The following is a 17,198-nucleotide window of genomic DNA, read 5'->3' on the forward strand; positions in this document are numbered from 1 at the left end:
TCCGACCTCCGGACATGGCATCATGAGCTCATGAACAGCGCGCATATGCTTCTGATCGGAGGGCGATCCGGTGTAGGAAAATCCACCGTGGCCTTCGCCCTCCATGACCTACTGTCAGCACGTGGTGTCCAGCACGCCGTCATCGAGGGCGATGCGCTCGATCTCGCATATCCGGCACCGTGGGAACAGCAGATGGCAGAGCGAAACCTCAGGGCCATGTGGAACAACTACGCCGCCGACGGGTATCGCCGGCTGATCTACACCAACACCGTCAGTGTTCTGGAAGCAGACAAGCTTGCCTGGGCACTGGGGGAAGAGACAAAAGTAACCTCCGTGTTGCTGCAAGCATCTGATAAGACAACGGAAGAGAGACTGGGGCGCCGCGAACAAGGCGACAGCCTGAGTGAACATGTCAGCAGGAGCGCACGGGCGGCCCGGTTCCTCGACGCTCGATCTCCAAGCGCCGCTCACCGAATCGCCACCGACACCCTAGAGCCCGACGACATCGCCGAAAAGATCATTCAGATCCTTGGGTGGTGACCGCATACATCTCCGTCCGCAAAAAACATATAAACGGTGTATGTTCCTAGCTCCAAGTGTGGGCGCCTCTTAAACCAAAAGGTTTACAAGACACGCACAACGAGCATCTCAAAATCCGCGGCTCCTGCGGAAACCAACACGAAAAATGTCTTACCGACCTGTCTCACCGAAAAGTGTCCCGCCTTCTTCCATGCTGGGATTTAGTGAGGCATGATGGTGGGTATGAGACTGTTGGGCTACACCCGGGTATCCACCGTCGGTCAGGATCCGACACTTCAACACGACGCCTTGGTCACCGCCGGGGTCCAGAACCGTGATGTCTTCAGCGATGTCACCTCCGGGGCGAAGAATGCGATCGAGCGTCCCGGAATGAAGAAACTTCTCGCCTATGCCCAACCCGGTGACACGGTGGTGGTGTGGCGCATCGACCGGCTGGGCCGATCCCTGCTCGACGTACTCAACACGGTGAACCTGCTGCGCGAACGAGAGGTGAAGATTAAGTCGGTCTCTGACGGCATCGACCCGGAGACGTCCTCGGGTCGGCTGATGCTCGGGATGCTGGGGACTCTGGCTGAGTACGAACGAGAACTGATCACCGAACGCGTCAACGCCGGCATCGCCGCAGCGAAAGCCCAGGGCACCCGCTTCGGCCGACCACCTGTGGATCCAGAGGTGGTCGACCGCAAGCTCGCTATCGTCGCCGAGGAGAGAGCCAAAGGCCGTAGTGCCGGAGACGCCGCGAGCATGGTCGGCTGGTCGAGGGCAACACTGTACCGGCATCTGCAGGGTGCTAAACGACGACAGTCAGCACTGCCCGCCTGATGCGGGCACAATGACCAGGTCGTGAGGTGATGGTGATGGACGAGATGCAGCGCTGGGAGATCCTTCGCCTGCACATCGAAGACGGCATCACCCTGACCGACCTGGCACGGTCCACCGGCATCAGCACCCGCACTCTATCCCGGTGGGCTGCCCGCTACCGGGCCGACGGAATCCACGGTCTGCGCACCACCACACGATCCGATGCCGGGGCACATCGCATATCCGCGGAACTGGTCGCCTACATAGAACACCTCGGGCTCACCAGGCCACGGCCATCGATGGCCGCCCTGCACCGCCTGGTGAACTCCCGAGCACAGCAACTATCGGTGAAACCACCCAGCTACGCCACGGTGCGTGGCATCATCCAAGCGCTTGACCCGGCGATGGTCACCCTCGCCTTGGAGGGCCCGGCGTCCTACCGGGATCGACACGAACTCGTCTACCGGCACCGGGCTGAACGCCCCAACTCCATCTGGCAGGCCGATCACACCCAACTCGACATTCTCATCCAGAACCCGGACGGCACGCCGACTCGCCCCTGGCTCACCATCATCATCGACGACTACTCCCGGGCAGTGTGCGGCTACATGGTCACCACCACCGCGCCCTCAGCGATGAACACCGCCCTGGCACTACGCCAAGCTATCTGGCGGAAAACAGACCCCACTTGGGCGATGTGCGGTATTCCCGACGTCCTCTATGTCGATCACGGCTCCGACTTCACCAGTGGCCACATCACATACACCACGACAGCGCTGAAGATCCGGATCATCCATTCAACTATTGCCCGTCCGCAGGGGCGCGGCAAGATCGAGCGGTTCTTCAGCACCGTCAACACCGAACTGCTCACCACCCTGCCCGGCCACCTCGCCCCTGGCGTCCGAAACCCACACCCCGTACTGGACCTGACAAGCCTGGATACCGCTGTCGGCGAGTTCATCAGCAGCTATAACCAACGCACGCATTCTTCAATCAACACCAGCCCGAAGGCCGCGTGGATCGGACGGGGATGGATTCCCAGGATGCCAGAGAACCTGGAAGAACTCGACGGGCTCCTGCTGCGGGTCTCCACCCACCGCCGGGTGCAGCGAGACGGCATCCACTTCCAAGGACAGCGCTACCTCAGTCCGACCCTGGCACCTTTTGTCGGCCATGACGTCACCATCCGCTACGACCCGAGGGATCTCTCCGAGATCCGGGTCTACGACCACGACACGTTGCTGTGCGTCGCCGTGGATGAAGACCACCCCAACCAGCGCTACAGCCTGGCAGATATCCAGGCCGCTCGTCGACGCCGACGACGTCAACTACGTGCCGAAATCAACGATCGCATCCCTACCCACGAACCACGACCACCAGCCCTTGGGCCTGTGAACGCCGAAACGCCAGTTCCGCGTGACCGTGCATCTCGCCTGCGGACCTATGAAGAGGACCTGTCACCATGAGCCGCGATTTCATTGTCACCAAAGAGCACCGTCGCTTCGTCGAGTTCGCCAACGCCATCCGAAAAGACACCACCATCGGCATCTGCCACGGCGAGGCAGGAGTCGGCAAAACACAGTCCGCCAGACGGTACGCCCACTGGGACACCCTGGGCACGTTCATCGATGAATGGGGACCGCGCAGTGAATCAGACCTGGCCATCTACGCGGCAGCCCACCGGGCCCGCACGGTGTTCTGCACCCCTGAGGTCCAACCGAAGTACCGGACGTTGATCAAGGATATCGAGTTTTACCAGGGCAAACTCGATGTCTGCATCATGGAGCATCTGATGGCCACCGGGCAGCGAGACAGGCTCCACATGCGCAGATCCAGTGGTGAGAAGCTCACCCAACTGATTATCATTGATGAGGCAGAACGATTGCCTCCCACCGCCCTGGAGATGCTGCGCGACATCCATGATCGTGACGGTGTGGCGATCATGTTCATCGGCATGCCCGGCATTGACCAGCGCTTCCGGCACTACCCCCAGTTGTTCAGCCGGTTGGGCTTCTCTCATCGCTACCGTGCCCTGGGCAAAGACGAGCTGCTGTTCGTGCTGAACCGGCACTACAAGCGCCTAGGTAGAGAACTGGACCCGGAGGACTTCACAGATGCGCAAGCCATCGCCGCGATCGAGCGACTGACCCGCGGCAACTTCCGCGTAGTGGAGCGATTGTTCCCCCAGATCAAGCGGGTGTTGAAGATCAACGAGTTGGAGACCATCACCGACGATGTCATTGAGGCTGCTGCCAGCACCCTGGTCCTCGGGCACTGACGAGAACGTCCTGCTGTCGTCGTGGCCTCGTACAGAGGATGTCGCTTACACCGCCGCATCCAGCATTGTCATCGCGACGGGCTCGATGTCCGCGTCGGGATACGGGCTGACCACCGAGATGAACGCCCCTCGTCGGCGCTGGCGATCCAGCACCATGTGAGCGCCGAATCCGGAGGCGTAACCGTTGTGCCACACCAGGGGTCGATCGGATTTGTCTTCAACAAACCACCCCGCCGCGACAGATTCAGTGTCATCAGTGAAGCGCACTCGGAAAGCATCCTCGTAGACACAGTCATCGGCGAGAAGGGTTGACATGACCGTGGCGAAATCATGGGCGCTTCCCCTGATCACTCCGGCCGGTCCATAGCCTTGCCCGGTCCAGGGCAGTTGGTCAGTGCCCCACACGGTGACAGCGTTGAGGTCATGCGGGAGGTTTCGCTGTGCAGGTTGCTGAGCGCGCAGGCGTGAACACCCCAGCGGTATCGTCAGCCTGTTTCGCACCAGCGTCGGGTAGTCCGCCCCGTCGGCGGCCGCTAACGCGTGGCCCAATGCTGAGGCAGCGAGGTTGGAGTAGCTGAAGCGCCCGGCATGACGGACACGCGATCGGCGAAGTTGGTTCATCAGATCGGCGAGGTTCTCGGGTTGTGGATCACCACCTGTCAGTACAGCACTGAGCGCTCGGGCTGCTGAGCGGATTCCCCGCCGGTGGCAGGCAGTCCTGAGGTGTGGGTCAGACAGGACTCCAAAGTCGCTTCACCGGCAGCTGTTCCGGCCAGGGGGAGGTAGTCTTCGAGCCGGTCGTGCGGTGAGATCAGCCTGGTCTGCACCATGTCGGTGTAGATCAAGCCGTTGAGGGCTTTGCTGATTGAACCGATGTGGAACGTTTTCTGCAGGTCGCACCCGATCGTGGCGATGCGAGCGCCTGCCGGGCCGACTGTGGCGAGACAGGCGGCATAGACGGGGCGGTTGAGCGGCAAGGAGTTGAGTAGAAGGCCTGCCAGAGCGGTGTCACCGTCTGTCGTTGATGCGTTTGTGAGACAGGTGGGTTTCATACCTGTTCACCCTACCGGCGACGCGTCTCACGAGTGGACACTCTGAGGGCGCCACACAGCGATCAAAATGTCACGCCATTTAGCGGACAAAGTCACAGACTAGCCTCATTGCCAATACTCCCAAAGACTTTCGGCCCGCTTCCTCACCAAGAGAAAGCGGGCCGAAAGAATTTGACGCTAAAAACTACTCGCCACGAAGCTCGCGCATACGCTGCTCAACTGCAGAATCAGAAACCGGGGAGTTATTCGCGTTGCCGCCCTCGATTGCTGGCTTCTCGCCGGAGCCAAGAGCGCCACCCTTCATTTCCGCGCGGATCTGCTCGAGGCGAGAATGACCGGCCATCTGGATGCCTGCCTGCTCAACCTCTGCCATACGTCCTTCGACAGAGTTCTGAGCGAGTTCAGCCTGTCCAAGCGCATCTGCGTAACGACGCTCAATCTTGTCGCGAACCTGATCCAGGTTAGGAGTGGAGCCGGAGGTGATCGAGTTCATCGACTTCAAAGACTCGGACACCTTCTCCTGCATCTTTGCCTGCTCCAACTGGCTCAGCAGCTTGGAGCGCTCAGCGACCTTCTGCTGCAATGCCATGGAGTTGCGCTCAACAGCGTTCTTTGCCTGCTGTGCCTGCTGCAGTGCCTGGTCGTGGAGCTGCTTCGTGTCCTCGACACTCTGCTCAGCGGTCACCAGCTGCGCAGCGAAAGCTTCCGCAGCGTTCTCGTACTCGGTTGCCTTCTTCTCGTCGCCTTCCATACGTGCTTTGTCGGAAAGCTCGAGCGCCTGACGGGTGTTTGCCTGCAGCTTTTCGATATCGCCAAGTCGACGGTTCAGCTGCATTTCCAGCTGGCGCTGGTTGCCAATGACGGCAGCTGCCTGCTGGGACAGCTCCTGATGCTGACGCTGAGCTTCACCGATGGCCTGCTCAATCTGTACCTTCGGGTCGGCGTTTTCTTCGATCTTAGAATCGAAGAGGGCCATGAGGTAGTTCCACAGTTTGCTGAATGGGTTAGCCATCTCGGTTAATCCGACCTTTCGTGAAGGAAAAAGTTTCGTTTCAACTCTTGTTGCGGTTCCATAGTAGCGGAGCGAGCCTAGCTACGCTTCCGCTGCAGCAGGAGAAGTTTGTGCGAGCTCCTCTGCCATGGATTGCAGAGTCATGTTTTGTGCCGCCTCGACAAGGACTTCGGCCACCGTAGTGCCAAGTGCATTACACACCGCAGCGAGCAGTTCAGACGAGACTTCTTTCCTGCCACGTTCCAGTTCAGACAGGTAGCCCGGCGACACACGTGCGCGCTGCGCCAGTTCACGAAGGGTAACCCCTTTGTCCGCACGGAAGGCACGGAGGGACAAACCAAGAGCTTCTCTCAACAGTGGCTCAGGTTGTTGCACTGAAGGCACTGGAGAATCAATGAGCTCGGTTCCCAGAGTCGGTTTTTCTAAAAGTGCTGTTGTAGTTGCCATCATGATGTTCAACGGACAATGCCCTACTTTTGTTCCCGCACGACGCGGAGGATTCCATTGATCGCAGCTGCAACTGCATTCTTGCGGATATCATCGCGCGATCCAGTGAGCACATGAATCGGGGTTGCGTTCGCCGACGACAATCGGAACTGCGCCAAAGCCGGATCAACCACCTCACCGGCAGGCCAAGCAGCTGTCCAGGCTGGGCCGGAGATTCCGATATAGACCTCGCCAACTGGGTGCCCGTCTTGTTCATCTGGTCCGGCCACCCCGGTCAGGGATACGCCCCAGGTGGAGCCGCACACCCGGCGCACGCCGCGCGCCATCTCACGCGCGGTCTCGGGAGAGATCACACCATGGTCGTCTAATACCGACTGGGAAACTCCAGCCACGGATGCCTTCAGATCTGTTGCGTATGTGACCAAGCCACCGCGTAGCGCCTGTGAGGCCCCAGGGACATCGGCCACAGTTGCGCACGCCAGACCTGCGGTGAGCGACTCGCAAAAACTGATCGTTTGGTTGTGGGCTACGAGCTCGTCGATAAGCAATTGTGCCTGAGACATACTATTTCCTATTCGCGCGTTGACCATCGATGAGGTACTGAACACCAGTCACTACAGTGACCACTACTGCAAGCAGCATGACGAGATAGGTCGGAATGTCCATCCAGTCCGGCAACGGACACAAGTACATGCCCACGCCAACGGCTTGCAACGTTGTTTTAATCTTACCGCCCTTGGAAGCAGGAACGACCTTTCCTTGGCGCAGCAAGGCCATGCGCCAAAAGGTAATTCCGAGTTCGCGAATGACAATGACTATTGTCATCCACCACGGCAGTGTCGACGCAATGTTCAACGAAATCAGCGCGGTAATCATAAGCGCTTTATCCGCGATCGGATCGGCGATCTTTCCGAAATCAGTCACCAGCCCTCGAGCGCGAGCGATGTCACCGTCGAGTTTGTCGGTGATCATCAAGGCGACAAACACGCCGAACGCCCACCACCACTGCTGCGTCAACGCAAGCCACGCAAAAACTGGGATGAAGAGAATGCGCATCGATGTCAGCACATTGGGCAGATTAAAATTTGAAGGCTTCTCGCCTGCCTCGGTGTTCTTCGTTGCGTCTTCCACGGCTTTCACCTTACTCGTCTGCGGATTTTCCCCTCACTGCTACCCCACCATAGCTAGACTCAAACCATGAAATACTTTGCAGTGCACTACACCTACGCCAACGAGGACGAGAACATCGTCGCTCTCCGCCCGACCCACCGCGAATTTTTGGGCAAGCTTCTCGACGAAGGAAAACTCGTCGGGTCTGGTCCTTACACCGACGGCTTGGGATCCGCTTTAATCATCATCCGCCTAGATGAGCCAGCCACCGTCGACGATGCTGCCGAGCTTATGGACAGCGATCCATTCCATACTGAAAACGCGCTCGCGGGACGTAGCATCCGCGAATGGAACCCCGTGATGAACGTCTTCCAAGACTAAAAAACTTGTCGACGACAAATGCCCTCCCTAGCTAGCGCCAGGGAGGGCATTCTCTTGATCGTTTACAGATCGTCTGGGTGTGGTTCGGGTTCGAGGTGATCGACATCGCGGGAGCCAGATGCGGTGTGGTCTCCGCGGCCCGAGGTAGCTGGATCGTCAATCCACTCGATGTGGCGACCTCGGGTGTCTACACGCCGACGGTTGCCGTGGTCATCGTAGTCGATTCGGGTGGCTGGCCCACGGTGGCCACCTTGGAGCTCATCACGTTTATCTTTCAGCAGCGAGGCAAGGACCGTGATTACCAAGACACCGATGATTGTCACCAGTGATCCCACCGTAGAGATCTCTGGGACTCCAGGCACGTTCTCGCCACCATTGATAAATGGAAGGTTATTTTCATGTAGCGCGTGGAACATCAGCTTCACGCCGATGAAGCCCAGGATAATCGCCAAACCGTATGGCAGGAACACGAGACGATCCAAGAGTCCATCCAGCAAGAAGTACATCTGGCGCAGACCCATCAAGGAGAATGCGTTGGTGGTGAACACTAGGTATGCCTCAGAGGTGATGCCGTAGATCGCAGGGATGGAATCGAATGCGAACATGACGTCGATCAGACCGATCGCCACGAGGGCCACAAACAAAGGGGTCAGCGCGAACTTGCCGTTTTCTTCCTTCGAAGAAAGGCGATCACCGTGGTAGGACTTGGTCACTGGGACGACCTTGCGCAGCCAACGGACAACCAGCATGTCGTTGGGGTCTGTTTCTGGAGCGTCACGGATCTCATCGACGAAGAGCTTGATCGCGGTGTAGAGCAGGAAGATAGCAAACAGGTAGAACACGTCCGACCATGCCGCAATCATTGCCGCTCCGAGCAGAATGAAAATCAGGCGGGCGATCAAAGCGATCACGATGCCTAGCAGCAATACCTTCTGTTGGTACTTACGCGGGATCTTAAATGCTCCCATGATCAGCGCGAACACGAAGAGGTTGTCTACCGAGAGAGCCTTTTCCGTCACATAGCCGGTGAAGTACTGCAAACCATGTTCATGGTCCCAAACAAACCAGACGAAGACGCCGAAAAGCAGCGCGACTGTGACGTAGAAGAGTGTCCAGAATCCCGATTCCTTGAGCGTAGGCTCGTGTGGCGTTCGGACGTGAGAGTAGAAGTCAAAGATGAAGAACCCAGCAATCACAATGAGCGTGACTGCCCAGATCCACAAAGGTACGGACATGCGTACTTTTCCTCCGGTCTAATAAGCGTTGAGTAACTGTGTGTTGACCGGAGGTCTCCCCCGCCCAGCTAGCGGGCTAGGCCGACTCGACCGGGTTCATTAAAGAACCGTGTTGACGATCGGAGCCGATTGCGGGGTACTCCCCTCCAAGATACCCCGCAAACTATACACAAAGATTACTTATTGTGGGGAGCGCCAGCTAGGAAAGCTGCTTGGCCGATGTGTTGCAGAGAATCAACAATGACAAGGCTGATGCGATCCTGACGGCGTTCCGGCTTTCCGTGGAATTCGCCGATAATCTCGTCCCACTGTTGCTCACCGATGGTATTGACAAAGGCGCGCAGATTTTCTAACCCAACCTTGATGTAATCGACTAGGACCTCTTTGTTGTTCACCACGATCTGGGCAGCGTCTGCACTCGTGTGTCCAAAGCCCGTTCCTTCGGCGGCGTCCCCGAGCCCGAACTTCTCGCGGTAGCCTTGGGTGTCCCACGCCTGTTCGGTGCCGGCGACCGGTGCGATCATCGCATCGAGGACGCGACCTGCGTGCCAGAGATTCCATGCGATGGTGTTTGGATGGCCCGCTGCTTTGAAGTTCAACTGCTTCTCTGACAGGCGTGGCAGCTTGTCCACCTGTGCTTCGACGCGGTCGATCAGATTGAGATATGTGTTCTTAGTATCCATGTGTCCCAGGATAGTCAGAATGCTCAGCAGGACCGAGAGTGCTCGACGCGTGCAGATCTCACACCCATATACGAAAAGAATCCGTAGGCCTCTGACCTACGGTTTCTCCTCACCCCGGGGTGTCGAACACTAGAAGGCACCCGCCGATGGGTTGTAAGTGGCTTGAACCACGCGGGTGTCATCATCACTGGATGACTCTTCCGGGGCGGCGGGGTCGTCGTCAAGCATCGCCTCTTCTTCGAGAACTTCCTTGGGAGCCTCGGCCGGGTCAGCGCCCTTAATCATCCAGATTATTGTGTCTAACTCCTCGGGCTTGACCAATACTTCGCGGGCCTTGGAGCCCTCGGATGGTCCGACGACTCCACGGGATTCCATGAGATCCATCAGGCGCCCTGCCTTGGCAAAACCGATACGCAGTTTACGTTGCAGCATGGATGTGGAACCGAGCTGGGCAGTTACTACGAGCTCAACCGCCTCGAGTAGATCGTCCATGTCCTTGCCGATGTCATCATCGATGACCTTCTTCTCGGCCTGCTTGTCTTCGGTGACACCATCGGTGTAGTCCGGCTCGGCTTGATCCTTGGCTGCATCGACAACCGCTTGGATCTCCTCGTCGGTAACAAACGCGCCCTGCATACGCTGCGGTTTTCCAGCGCCCTGTGGGATAAACAGTGCGTCACCCATACCGATGAGCTTCTCGGCACCGGCTTGGTCCAAGATCACGCGGGAGTCGGTAAGCGAGGACGTAGCAAACGCGAGTCGGGACGGCACGTTGGTCTTGATCAGACCGGTGACAACGTCGACGGAAGGACGCTGGGTTGCCAGCACCAAGTGGATTCCGGCAGCACGAGCCTTTTGGGTAATGCGGACGATCGAATCCTCGATCTCCTTCGGCGCAGTCATCATGAGGTCGGCTAGCTCGTCAACAACACACACGATGAATGGATAAGGCTTCATTTCACGTTCGGACCCCAGCGGTGCCTGCAACTCGCCGGAGCGAACCTTGGCGTTGTAGTCCTTGATGTGGCGCACGCGGGCAGACTTCATGTCCATGTAGCGTTGCTCCATCTCCTCGACCAGCCACTGCAGCGCCGCGGATGCTTTCTTCGGCTGCGTGATGATTGGGGTGATCAGGTGCGGGATGCCTTCATATGGTGTCAGCTCAACCATCTTCGGATCGACGAGGATCAAACGGACCTCGTCTGGTGTCGCGCGAGTAAGCAGCGAAACAAGCATCGAGTTGACAAACGCAGACTTACCGGAACCGGTCGAACCGGCAACGAGCAGGTGGGGCATCTTTTGGATCGAGTGCGCGACAAACTCGCCCTCGATATCCTTGCCCAGACCAATGAGCATCGGGTCTTCGTTCGCTACGATCTCAGGAGCCTGCAGTACATCATGAAGTCGCACCATCTCGCGGTCGGCGTTAGGCACCTCAATTCCCACGGCGGACTTGCCTGGGATCGGCGCAAGTAGGCGAACGTTGTCGGTGGCAACGGCATAGGCAAGGTTTGACTGCAGGTTAGTGATTTTGGAAACCTTGACACCAGGGCCGAGCTCAACCTCATACCGGGTCACTGTTGGGCCACGGGAGAAACCGGTCACTTGCGCATCGACCTTAAACTCATCAAAAACCTCAGTGATCGCCTCGATCATGCGGTCGTTGGTTTCAGTGCGTGTCTTCGGAGCCTTGCCGGGGGTGAGCAAGTCAGCGGACGGCAACTTGTAGTCGGTGTGCTCTTCCGGCTTGCGTGGCGCGGGTGCGGGAGCCTCCTTGTTCAGCTCTGACTTTGGAGTCGAAGCCGGAATTGCGGTGGCATCGATACCCGATCGTGCGATGATCGCCTGCCGCATTGTTTCCCGCGAGCTGGCAACTGCATCGTCACTTACCGCCGGAAGCTCGTCGGTGTCGTCGCTCGCCACAGCTGTCGCAGGGGCGGATTGCGCTTGGCGACGACGAGTTGACGCACGCTTCTTCGGTTGCTGCGAAGCAGGGGGCGCAGGTTCGTCAACATCGATTTCCGGCTCAGCATCAGGATTGAATTCGTCGCTTGGTGCCTCGAAAAGCGTCTGTTGTTCGTCCGCCGGGTAGTTGTCCATTGGAGTGACTGGCTTCACACGCGGGGCTGGGCGTGGCCGTGCCCGGCGGGAACGGCCCTCTACGATGTCTTCGACCTCGTTGTCAACATAGGAGTAGAGGTCATAGTCGTCGGTCTCGTCCGCGGCTGGGTCGTCGGTGAAGTTCTTTGAGCCGAGCGCGGACATTGCCTCAACGATTTGGTCGAAGAGTTGACGCACCGTGACACCTGTGATTTTCAGTGCGCCGTAGATGATGAGCAGAATCAGCAGTGGAACTGCGACGTAGCTGGAAAAGCCGGCCGCTATGCTGCCGCCGATCCAGGCACCGATCGCACCGCCGGCCACTTTGCGCGCTTCCCACTCGGCTGGGTTACCCACAATAATGTGCATCAGGCTAAGCATGGACACAGCGATGAGAGTTACGCCGATGACCACATTGGTCTGAGTCTTTCGCTCCGCATGCCAATCCAGCATCAAGGCAAGTGCGATGGCAACGAGGACAACTGGCAGGATGAGCGCACCCGCACCAATCGCCAAATGCACTGCGGAAGAGATCGCTGCGCCCACTGGGCCTGCGATATCGAGCCATACCGACGCACCGATGATCGCCGCCAAACCAAGAAGCGCTAGACCGGTCGCATCGGCTCTTTGGGAACCTTCTCCCCTTGCAAATTCCTGCTCTTCAGTTTCATCGCGTTTCTCGTTGCTCTTCTTCGAAGATCGAGATGTGCGTTCGTCGCGCTGTGCGATCTGTTCCTCCTCGGAATTTTCGATGTCATTTCTATGCTCGCCCATAGAACCACCGATCGAGGCGACTCCGCGGGTCAAGGATCCAATCCCGTGCGCGGTTCCACGCGCCACCGCACCAAAGGCTGAGCCTACAGCTTTGTAGGCAGAGCCGACGCGCTCGTCGGCGGTAACGGCTGCCAGCTGCGTCGTTGTTGCATGCGATGATCCAGAGGCAGTGCTTCGTGTCGTTGAACGAGTAGAACGCGTCCGACCATTTCGCCCCTTCGGGCCGGTGGTCGAACGCGCTGACTTGCGTGGCGCGGAACTCTTGACAGACATGCCACTAAGACTAGTACCAGTTGTCACATTTTTCACATCTGCCACACCGGGCACGGTGCAATATTTTTAGCCCGCCAGCCTCGCAAGCGTCAAGCGTTTAGCCTTGACACTGCGATGCACTCCGGATCGCCGGACACGGTGACGTCTACAGCGTCTCGACCAAAGACCCATAGGAGCAGCTCGCCCGGCTCACCCACAACGCGCACGACGTTGTCACCGCGCTCCGTGACACCTCGCTTGTCACCCACTGTCACAGGCGGCAGGCTCGTTGGAGACAAAATCACCGGCACCGCAGACTTAGACAAGAGCACGCGCCCAAAGCGAGCCACACACCTCATCAGTTCCTTGTCGATCTGCTTGCTAAAATCTCGCACCCGCGCCTCGCCGTCGCCTCGACGAACGTCCTCATGGTGGACAAAGTTCTCGGCAGTGTTAAGAAGCGAATCCACCGGCTTGATTGGGGCAGGTGGTCCCGCTGCCCAAGCCTTGACTAGCGCTTCATAATCGCGCTCAGTGACAAACTTGCGCGCGCGGTTGCCAATACCCGGTAAGAAAGCGACTGGTCGGTTTTCTCGCATGTAGAGGTGTTCTGCCAGATCACGGGTTGTCCATCCTTCGCACAGGGTCGGTGCGTCGGGGCCTTCGTCGATAAGCAGCTGGGCTAAGCGGTTTCTCTCCGTCTGAGCAAAAGACATGCACCCCAGCATAGCTGAGGTGCATGAGTGAGAACCGGCTCGTTTTTAGAGGGACTCGCGTGCCGCCTCGACGGTGTCGTCGTCCACCGGCAAGTGGTTGTCGGAGGTCATCGGAACAACCGTAGGCAAGATCACAGGCTCGCGCTTGTACTTCTGCTCAATGGTGCGGGACACCTTGCGGCGTACCTGCTGAACCATACGGTATGGATCGTTCTCGCCTTCGGCCGCAAGATCGTTCATCGTGTTCTCCACGATCTCGGCAACCTCTGGGGTCACACCACGATCGTCTTCGGAAAAGCCTGTGGTGGATACCTGTGGACTCTCCAGCAAGCGGCCGGTTCGGGAGTCGATCACGCAGGTGATGGACACAACGCCGCCTGCAGCCAGGTTCGTGCGGTCCGCCAATACGTCTGCTTCGACTTCACCCATGGTTTCGCCGTCAACGTACAGGTGACCAACTTGGTACTGGCCAACCACCTGTGCGCGGCCGTTGACTAGGTCGACAACAACACCGTTCTGAGCCAGGACTGTGTTCTCGCGCTTGACGCCGGTGGAGATTGCCAGCTCGTTGTTAGCTCGCATGTGACGCCATTCGCCGTGTACAGGCATGGTGTTCTTCGGACGGGCCGCGTTGTACAGGAACAGCAGCTCGCCGGAGTAGCCGTGGCCGGTCGCGTGAATGTGGGCATCCTTGTTGGTCACAACGGTTGCGCCAATCTGGGCGAGGTTGTTGATCACAGCGTAAACGGCCTCTTCATTGCCAGGAATCATTGAGGAGGACAAGATGATCAGGTCACCGTCGCGGACCGTGATTTGGCGGTGCTCACGACGCGACATGCGCGACAGCGCTGCCATCGGCTCGCCCTGGGTTCCTGTGGTGATCAGGAGGACCTTGTGCGGAGCCATCTTGGATGCTTCATCGATGCTGATGATGGTTCCGCGTGGAGCCTTCAGCAGCCCCATCTTCTCAGCGATCTCCATGTTGCGGATCATCGATCGGCCGTTAAACGCCACCTTGCGACCATTCGCTACAGCAGCGTTTACCGCCATTTGTACTCGAGACACGTTGGAGGCGAAAGAAGCCAAGATCACGCGCTGCTTCGCACCCGCGATCAGGCGAATGAAGTTCTCCTCGATACCCTTTTCGGATTCGGAGAAACCAGGCGTGGTCGCGTTGGTGGAGTCGCAAAGCATCAGATCGACACCCTCGTCGCCAAAGCGTGACAATGCAGGGAGGTCGGTTGGCTTGCCGTCGTATGGGGTCTGGTCCAGCTTGATGTCGCCTGTCATGATGACCTGTCCAGCGCCGGTGCGGATCGACAGACCTAGAGCGTCTGGGATGGAGTGTCCGACAGTCCAGAAGCGAACATTGAATGGCCCGACGGTGATCTCGGATTTTTCGTTGACTTCGTGCAACTTCGGGCGAAGACGGTGTTCCTTCGTCTTCGCAGCGATGAGCGCGTTGGTGAACTTAGCCGAGTAGATCGGAAGGTCTGGGCGCATCTTCAGCAGCCATGGGATCGCACCGATGTGGTCCTCATGCCCGTGCGTGACGACGAGCGCCTCAACCTTGTCCAACTTCTTCTCGATCGGGCCAAAGTCAGGAAGGATCAAGTCAACGCCCGGCTCACCGGAGGAAGGGAACAATACGCCACAGTCAACGATGAGCAGACGTCCGTTGTACTCGAAAACGGTCATGTTTCGACCGATCTCAGAAATACCGCCGAGAGCGTAGATACGGAGCCCGTTGTTTGGAGCCTTCGGCGGAGCTGGAAGGCGCTTAGTCATATCCGCGCCCTGCATGGATTTCATTGGGTTGCGACGGTTCTGCTGCCCGCCGCGTCCACGTCCTCCACGACGGCGGTTGCCACCACCGCGGTTGCCCCCGTTTCCGTTGTTGCCATTGTTTCCGTTGGCATTGGCGTTGGAGCCATTGTTTCCGGTGTCATCGCCCTGCGGAGCAGTAGTGTTCTCTGCTGCCTGGAATACGGGCGCTTGGTCGCCTGCTTCCGGTGGACCCGCCTTGCGAGTGACCTTTCGGGAACGGTTACGGGGTTCATTCATATTTAGAGGACTCCAGCCTTTTGTAATTCTTGGCGGAGAGTTTCCATCTGTGCTTCGTCAACACCGACGACAGGCAGACGTGGCTCTCCTACTTCAATGCCCTGCAGACGCAGAGCTGCCTTAGCAAATGTCGCACCACCCAAAATTGCCTGCTGCTTTGCAAGCACGTGCATGGTGCTGGCGTTGATTTCCCGTGTCCGGGCGAGGTCGCCTTCCTCGAAGCTTGTTAATAGTTCGCGCAATAGTGCAGGAGCTGCGTGTCCCACCACCGAAACAAAACCGGTGGCGCCCAGTGATAGCCAGGGCACGTTTAGCGGATCATCGCCAGAGTACCAGGCTAGTCCCGTTTCTTGAATTAGCGGGGCTGCTTCATTGAAATTACCCTTCGCATCCTTCATTCCCTTGACGGTTGGAATCTCGGCCAGGGCGCGAATTGTGTCTGCTTCAACTGGGATGCCAGAGCGACCAGGAATATCGTACAACAGAATCGGCAGATCGGTTGCCTCCGCAACCTTCCGGTAGTGCTGTACCAGCCCCTCTTGAGATGGCTTGGAGTAGTAAGGCGTGACAACCAACAGCGAGTCAGCACCCGCTTCAGCCGATGCCTGTGCAAGCGCCACTGAGGTCGCAGTATCGTTGGTGCCTGCGCCAGCGATCAGCTTGGCACGGTCACCCACTTCTTCCTTCACTGCTTTGAGCAGCGCGATCTTTTCTTCCACGGTAGTGGTGGGAGATTCACCCGTGGTGCCTGCTAGGACAAGGGAATCGATTCCGTTGTCTACCAGGTGGGCTGCGAGCTTTCGTCCAGCGTTGAGATCAAGTGCGCCACTTGGGTCAAACGGGGTGACCATTGCGACGCTGACACGTCCGAAGTATTCCGCTCCGTTGTGTGCTGTCATTGGAGTGCTCATGGGGCTCAAGGTTACCTTCTTCGTAGAGTTGTCGTGTGACCCACGCACTAGAACTACTAGAACCTACTAGAACTCAGTGACGTAGGGACTGGCCGCCATTTCTGATCCGTCGGCCAGGGTGGTGATGAGAAAATCGTCGAAAAGCGTTGGGGCTTTGTCTTGGAGGATCTTGAGACATGCAACTGCTAGTCCGCGGATCTCCACGTCTGCGTGTTCGGTTGCGCGTGCTGCGATGAAGTGTCGCCACGTGCGGTAGTTGCCAGTGACGACGATGCGGGACTCTGTGGCGTTCGGCAAGATCGCGCGCGCCGCTTGGCGGGCCTGCTTTTTGCGCAGCAGGGCGTTTGGTTCGTCGGCAAGCTTTTCTTCGAGCCCTGCAAGCATTTCGTCGTAGATGAATCGAGACTCGTCCACCGCCCGGAGGAAGATGCGCTTGAGATCCTCATCTTCTGCAATGAGCGGCGGGACGATGACTTCGTTGGTATCGGTATGGACGAAGCGCTGCGAGAGCTGCGAGAAGGAAAAGTGCCGGTGCCGGACCAGCTCATGGGAAGCTGCGCGTGACAGGCCACGGACGTACATGGTGGCGCTGGCATGCTCAAGAAGGGCGGTGTGCCCAACTTCCATGATGTGGCGCAGGTAGGACTCGTTGGCCTCGGTGTGCGGGTTCGGCTTGTCAAAGGTTTCGTAACACGCTCTACCCGCGAATTCGACTAGCGCCTCCGCGTCGGTTGCCGACTCGTCAGCCTTCCAGTCCACGTCGGCTGGCGGAGTAAACTCCGTCGCCGCAATGAGCTGCACATCGAGTTCTTTAACCTCGGCCATTCCTACCCATCCTTGCC

General features: G+C 58.2%; 18 protein-coding genes. 5 read left to right on the forward strand and 13 right to left on the reverse strand.

Annotated elements, in window-relative coordinates:
• Positions 1 to 30 precede the first annotated feature (30 nt).
• The 4 genes from QP027_RS06590 to QP027_RS06605 all read left to right on the forward strand — a co-directional run bounded on the left by QP027_RS06590 (position 31) and on the right by QP027_RS06605 (position 3,619).
• Positions 31 to 540, forward strand: a complete 510-nt coding sequence (locus QP027_RS06590) for an adenylyl-sulfate kinase (protein ID WP_284823451.1) — start codon at positions 31 to 33, stop codon at positions 538 to 540.
• A gap of 213 nt (positions 541 to 753) precedes the next feature.
• Positions 754 to 1,362 carry a recombinase family protein gene (locus tag QP027_RS06595; protein ID WP_284823453.1) on the forward strand — a complete coding sequence of 203 codons (609 nt, stop codon included), beginning with the start codon at positions 754 to 756 and terminating at the stop codon, positions 1,360 to 1,362.
• Between the two features lie 35 nt (positions 1,363 to 1,397).
• Positions 1,398 to 2,807, forward strand: a complete 1,410-nt coding sequence (locus QP027_RS06600) for a TnsB C-terminal domain-containing protein (protein ID WP_284823455.1) — start codon at positions 1,398 to 1,400, stop codon at positions 2,805 to 2,807.
• Entirely contained in the window at positions 2,804 to 3,619 is an 816-nt protein-coding gene (locus tag QP027_RS06605; protein WP_284823458.1) for an AAA family ATPase, read from the forward strand. The genes QP027_RS06600 and QP027_RS06605 overlap by 4 nt, the downstream gene beginning before the upstream one ends.
• A gap of 45 nt (positions 3,620 to 3,664) precedes the next feature.
• On the opposite strand, the gene QP027_RS06610 is transcribed toward QP027_RS06605, so the two are convergent.
• The 6 genes from QP027_RS06610 to pgsA form a co-directional block, all read right to left on the reverse strand.
• Positions 3,665 to 4,357 carry a serine hydrolase domain-containing protein gene (locus QP027_RS06610; RefSeq protein WP_349293188.1) on the reverse strand — a complete coding sequence of 231 codons (693 nt, stop codon included), beginning with the start codon at positions 4,355 to 4,357 and terminating at the stop codon, positions 3,665 to 3,667.
• Positions 4,279 to 4,671: a serine hydrolase gene (locus QP027_RS06615; protein ID WP_284823460.1), complete on the reverse strand. Its 393-nt coding sequence runs from the start codon at positions 4,669 to 4,671 to the stop codon at positions 4,279 to 4,281. The genes QP027_RS06610 and QP027_RS06615 overlap by 79 nt, the downstream gene beginning before the upstream one ends.
• A gap of 184 nt (positions 4,672 to 4,855) precedes the next feature.
• Positions 4,856 to 5,683 (reverse strand): PspA/IM30 family protein, encoded by an 828-nt coding sequence (locus QP027_RS06620; protein ID WP_284823461.1) that lies wholly within the window; start codon positions 5,681 to 5,683, stop codon positions 4,856 to 4,858.
• Positions 5,684 to 5,764: 81 nt separating this feature from the next.
• Entirely contained in the window at positions 5,765 to 6,130 is a 366-nt protein-coding gene (locus QP027_RS06625; RefSeq protein WP_284826968.1) for a helix-turn-helix domain-containing protein, read from the reverse strand.
• A 23-nt stretch (positions 6,131 to 6,153) separates the two neighbouring features.
• Positions 6,154 to 6,693, reverse strand: a complete 540-nt coding sequence (locus QP027_RS06630) for a CinA family protein (protein ID WP_284823463.1) — start codon at positions 6,691 to 6,693, stop codon at positions 6,154 to 6,156.
• Position 6,694: 1 nt separating this feature from the next.
• Positions 6,695 to 7,261 (reverse strand): CDP-diacylglycerol--glycerol-3-phosphate 3-phosphatidyltransferase, encoded by a 567-nt coding sequence (gene pgsA / locus QP027_RS06635; RefSeq protein WP_284823465.1) that lies wholly within the window; start codon positions 7,259 to 7,261, stop codon positions 6,695 to 6,697.
• A gap of 66 nt (positions 7,262 to 7,327) precedes the next feature.
• Here pgsA and QP027_RS06640 point away from each other — a divergent pair, with 66 nt between their 5' ends.
• Positions 7,328 to 7,621, forward strand: a complete 294-nt coding sequence (locus QP027_RS06640; RefSeq protein ID WP_284823467.1) for a YciI family protein — start codon at positions 7,328 to 7,330, stop codon at positions 7,619 to 7,621.
• A gap of 62 nt (positions 7,622 to 7,683) precedes the next feature.
• Here the strand turns inward: QP027_RS06640 and QP027_RS06645 are convergent, their stop codons facing one another.
• The 7 genes from QP027_RS06645 to thyX all read right to left on the reverse strand — a co-directional run bounded on the left by QP027_RS06645 (position 7,684) and on the right by thyX (position 17,181).
• Positions 7,684 to 8,856, reverse strand: coding sequence for a TerC family protein (locus QP027_RS06645; RefSeq protein WP_284823469.1), 1,173 nt, complete (start codon positions 8,854 to 8,856; stop codon positions 7,684 to 7,686).
• 176 nt (positions 8,857 to 9,032) lie between these two features.
• Positions 9,033 to 9,539: a DinB family protein gene (locus QP027_RS06650; RefSeq protein WP_284823471.1), complete on the reverse strand. Its 507-nt coding sequence runs from the start codon at positions 9,537 to 9,539 to the stop codon at positions 9,033 to 9,035.
• Positions 9,540 to 9,668: 129 nt separating this feature from the next.
• On the reverse strand, positions 9,669 to 12,686 hold the full coding sequence (locus QP027_RS06655; RefSeq protein ID WP_284823473.1) for a DNA translocase FtsK: 3,018 nt from the start codon (positions 12,684 to 12,686) through the stop codon (positions 9,669 to 9,671).
• Between the two features lie 89 nt (positions 12,687 to 12,775).
• Entirely contained in the window at positions 12,776 to 13,381 is a 606-nt protein-coding gene (locus QP027_RS06660) for a TIGR03085 family metal-binding protein (RefSeq protein WP_284823474.1), read from the reverse strand.
• 45 nt (positions 13,382 to 13,426) lie between these two features.
• Complete coding sequence (locus QP027_RS06665) at positions 13,427 to 15,445, reverse strand: ribonuclease J (RefSeq protein ID WP_284823475.1); 2,019 nt, start codon at positions 15,443 to 15,445, stop codon at positions 13,427 to 13,429.
• A 2-nt stretch (positions 15,446 to 15,447) separates the two neighbouring features.
• Positions 15,448 to 16,356 carry a 4-hydroxy-tetrahydrodipicolinate synthase gene (gene dapA / locus QP027_RS06670; RefSeq protein WP_284823476.1) on the reverse strand — a complete coding sequence of 303 codons (909 nt, stop codon included), beginning with the start codon at positions 16,354 to 16,356 and terminating at the stop codon, positions 15,448 to 15,450.
• 66 nt (positions 16,357 to 16,422) lie between these two features.
• A complete protein-coding gene (gene thyX, locus QP027_RS06675; RefSeq protein ID WP_284823477.1) occupies positions 16,423 to 17,181 on the reverse strand; it encodes an FAD-dependent thymidylate synthase in 759 nt (252 codons plus the stop codon).
• Positions 17,182 to 17,198 lie beyond the last annotated feature (17 nt).

Source organism: Corynebacterium breve (assembly GCF_030252165.1).
Taxonomy (GTDB): domain Bacteria; phylum Actinomycetota; class Actinomycetes; order Mycobacteriales; family Mycobacteriaceae; genus Corynebacterium; species Corynebacterium breve.

Coding starts and splice junctions, on each gene's coding strand:
- QP027_RS06590 (WP_284823451.1), top strand. CDS start 31: ATGAACAGCGCGCATATGCTTCTGATCGGAGGGCGATCCGGTGTAGGA.
- QP027_RS06595 (WP_284823453.1), top strand. CDS start 754: ATGGTGGGTATGAGACTGTTGGGCTACACCCGGGTATCCACCGTCGGT.
- QP027_RS06600 (WP_284823455.1), top strand. CDS start 1,398: ATGGACGAGATGCAGCGCTGGGAGATCCTTCGCCTGCACATCGAAGAC.
- QP027_RS06605 (WP_284823458.1), top strand. CDS start 2,804: ATGAGCCGCGATTTCATTGTCACCAAAGAGCACCGTCGCTTCGTCGAG.
- QP027_RS06615 (WP_284823460.1), bottom strand. CDS start 4,671: ATGAAACCCACCTGTCTCACAAACGCATCAACGACAGACGGTGACACC.
- QP027_RS06620 (WP_284823461.1), bottom strand. CDS start 5,683: ATGGCTAACCCATTCAGCAAACTGTGGAACTACCTCATGGCCCTCTTC.
- QP027_RS06625 (WP_284826968.1), bottom strand. CDS start 6,130: ATGGCAACTACAACAGCACTTTTAGAAAAACCGACTCTGGGAACCGAG.
- QP027_RS06630 (WP_284823463.1), bottom strand. CDS start 6,693: ATGTCTCAGGCACAATTGCTTATCGACGAGCTCGTAGCCCACAACCAA.
- QP027_RS06640 (WP_284823467.1), top strand. CDS start 7,328: ATGAAATACTTTGCAGTGCACTACACCTACGCCAACGAGGACGAGAAC.
- QP027_RS06645 (WP_284823469.1), bottom strand. CDS start 8,856: ATGTCCGTACCTTTGTGGATCTGGGCAGTCACGCTCATTGTGATTGCT.
- QP027_RS06650 (WP_284823471.1), bottom strand. CDS start 9,539: ATGGATACTAAGAACACATATCTCAATCTGATCGACCGCGTCGAAGCA.
- QP027_RS06655 (WP_284823473.1), bottom strand. CDS start 12,686: ATGTCTGTCAAGAGTTCCGCGCCACGCAAGTCAGCGCGTTCGACCACC.
- QP027_RS06660 (WP_284823474.1), bottom strand. CDS start 13,381: ATGTCTTTTGCTCAGACGGAGAGAAACCGCTTAGCCCAGCTGCTTATC.
- QP027_RS06665 (WP_284823475.1), bottom strand. CDS start 15,445: ATGAATGAACCCCGTAACCGTTCCCGAAAGGTCACTCGCAAGGCGGGT.
- dapA (WP_284823476.1), bottom strand. CDS start 16,356: ATGAGCACTCCAATGACAGCACACAACGGAGCGGAATACTTCGGACGT.
- thyX (WP_284823477.1), bottom strand. CDS start 17,181: ATGGCCGAGGTTAAAGAACTCGATGTGCAGCTCATTGCGGCGACGGAG.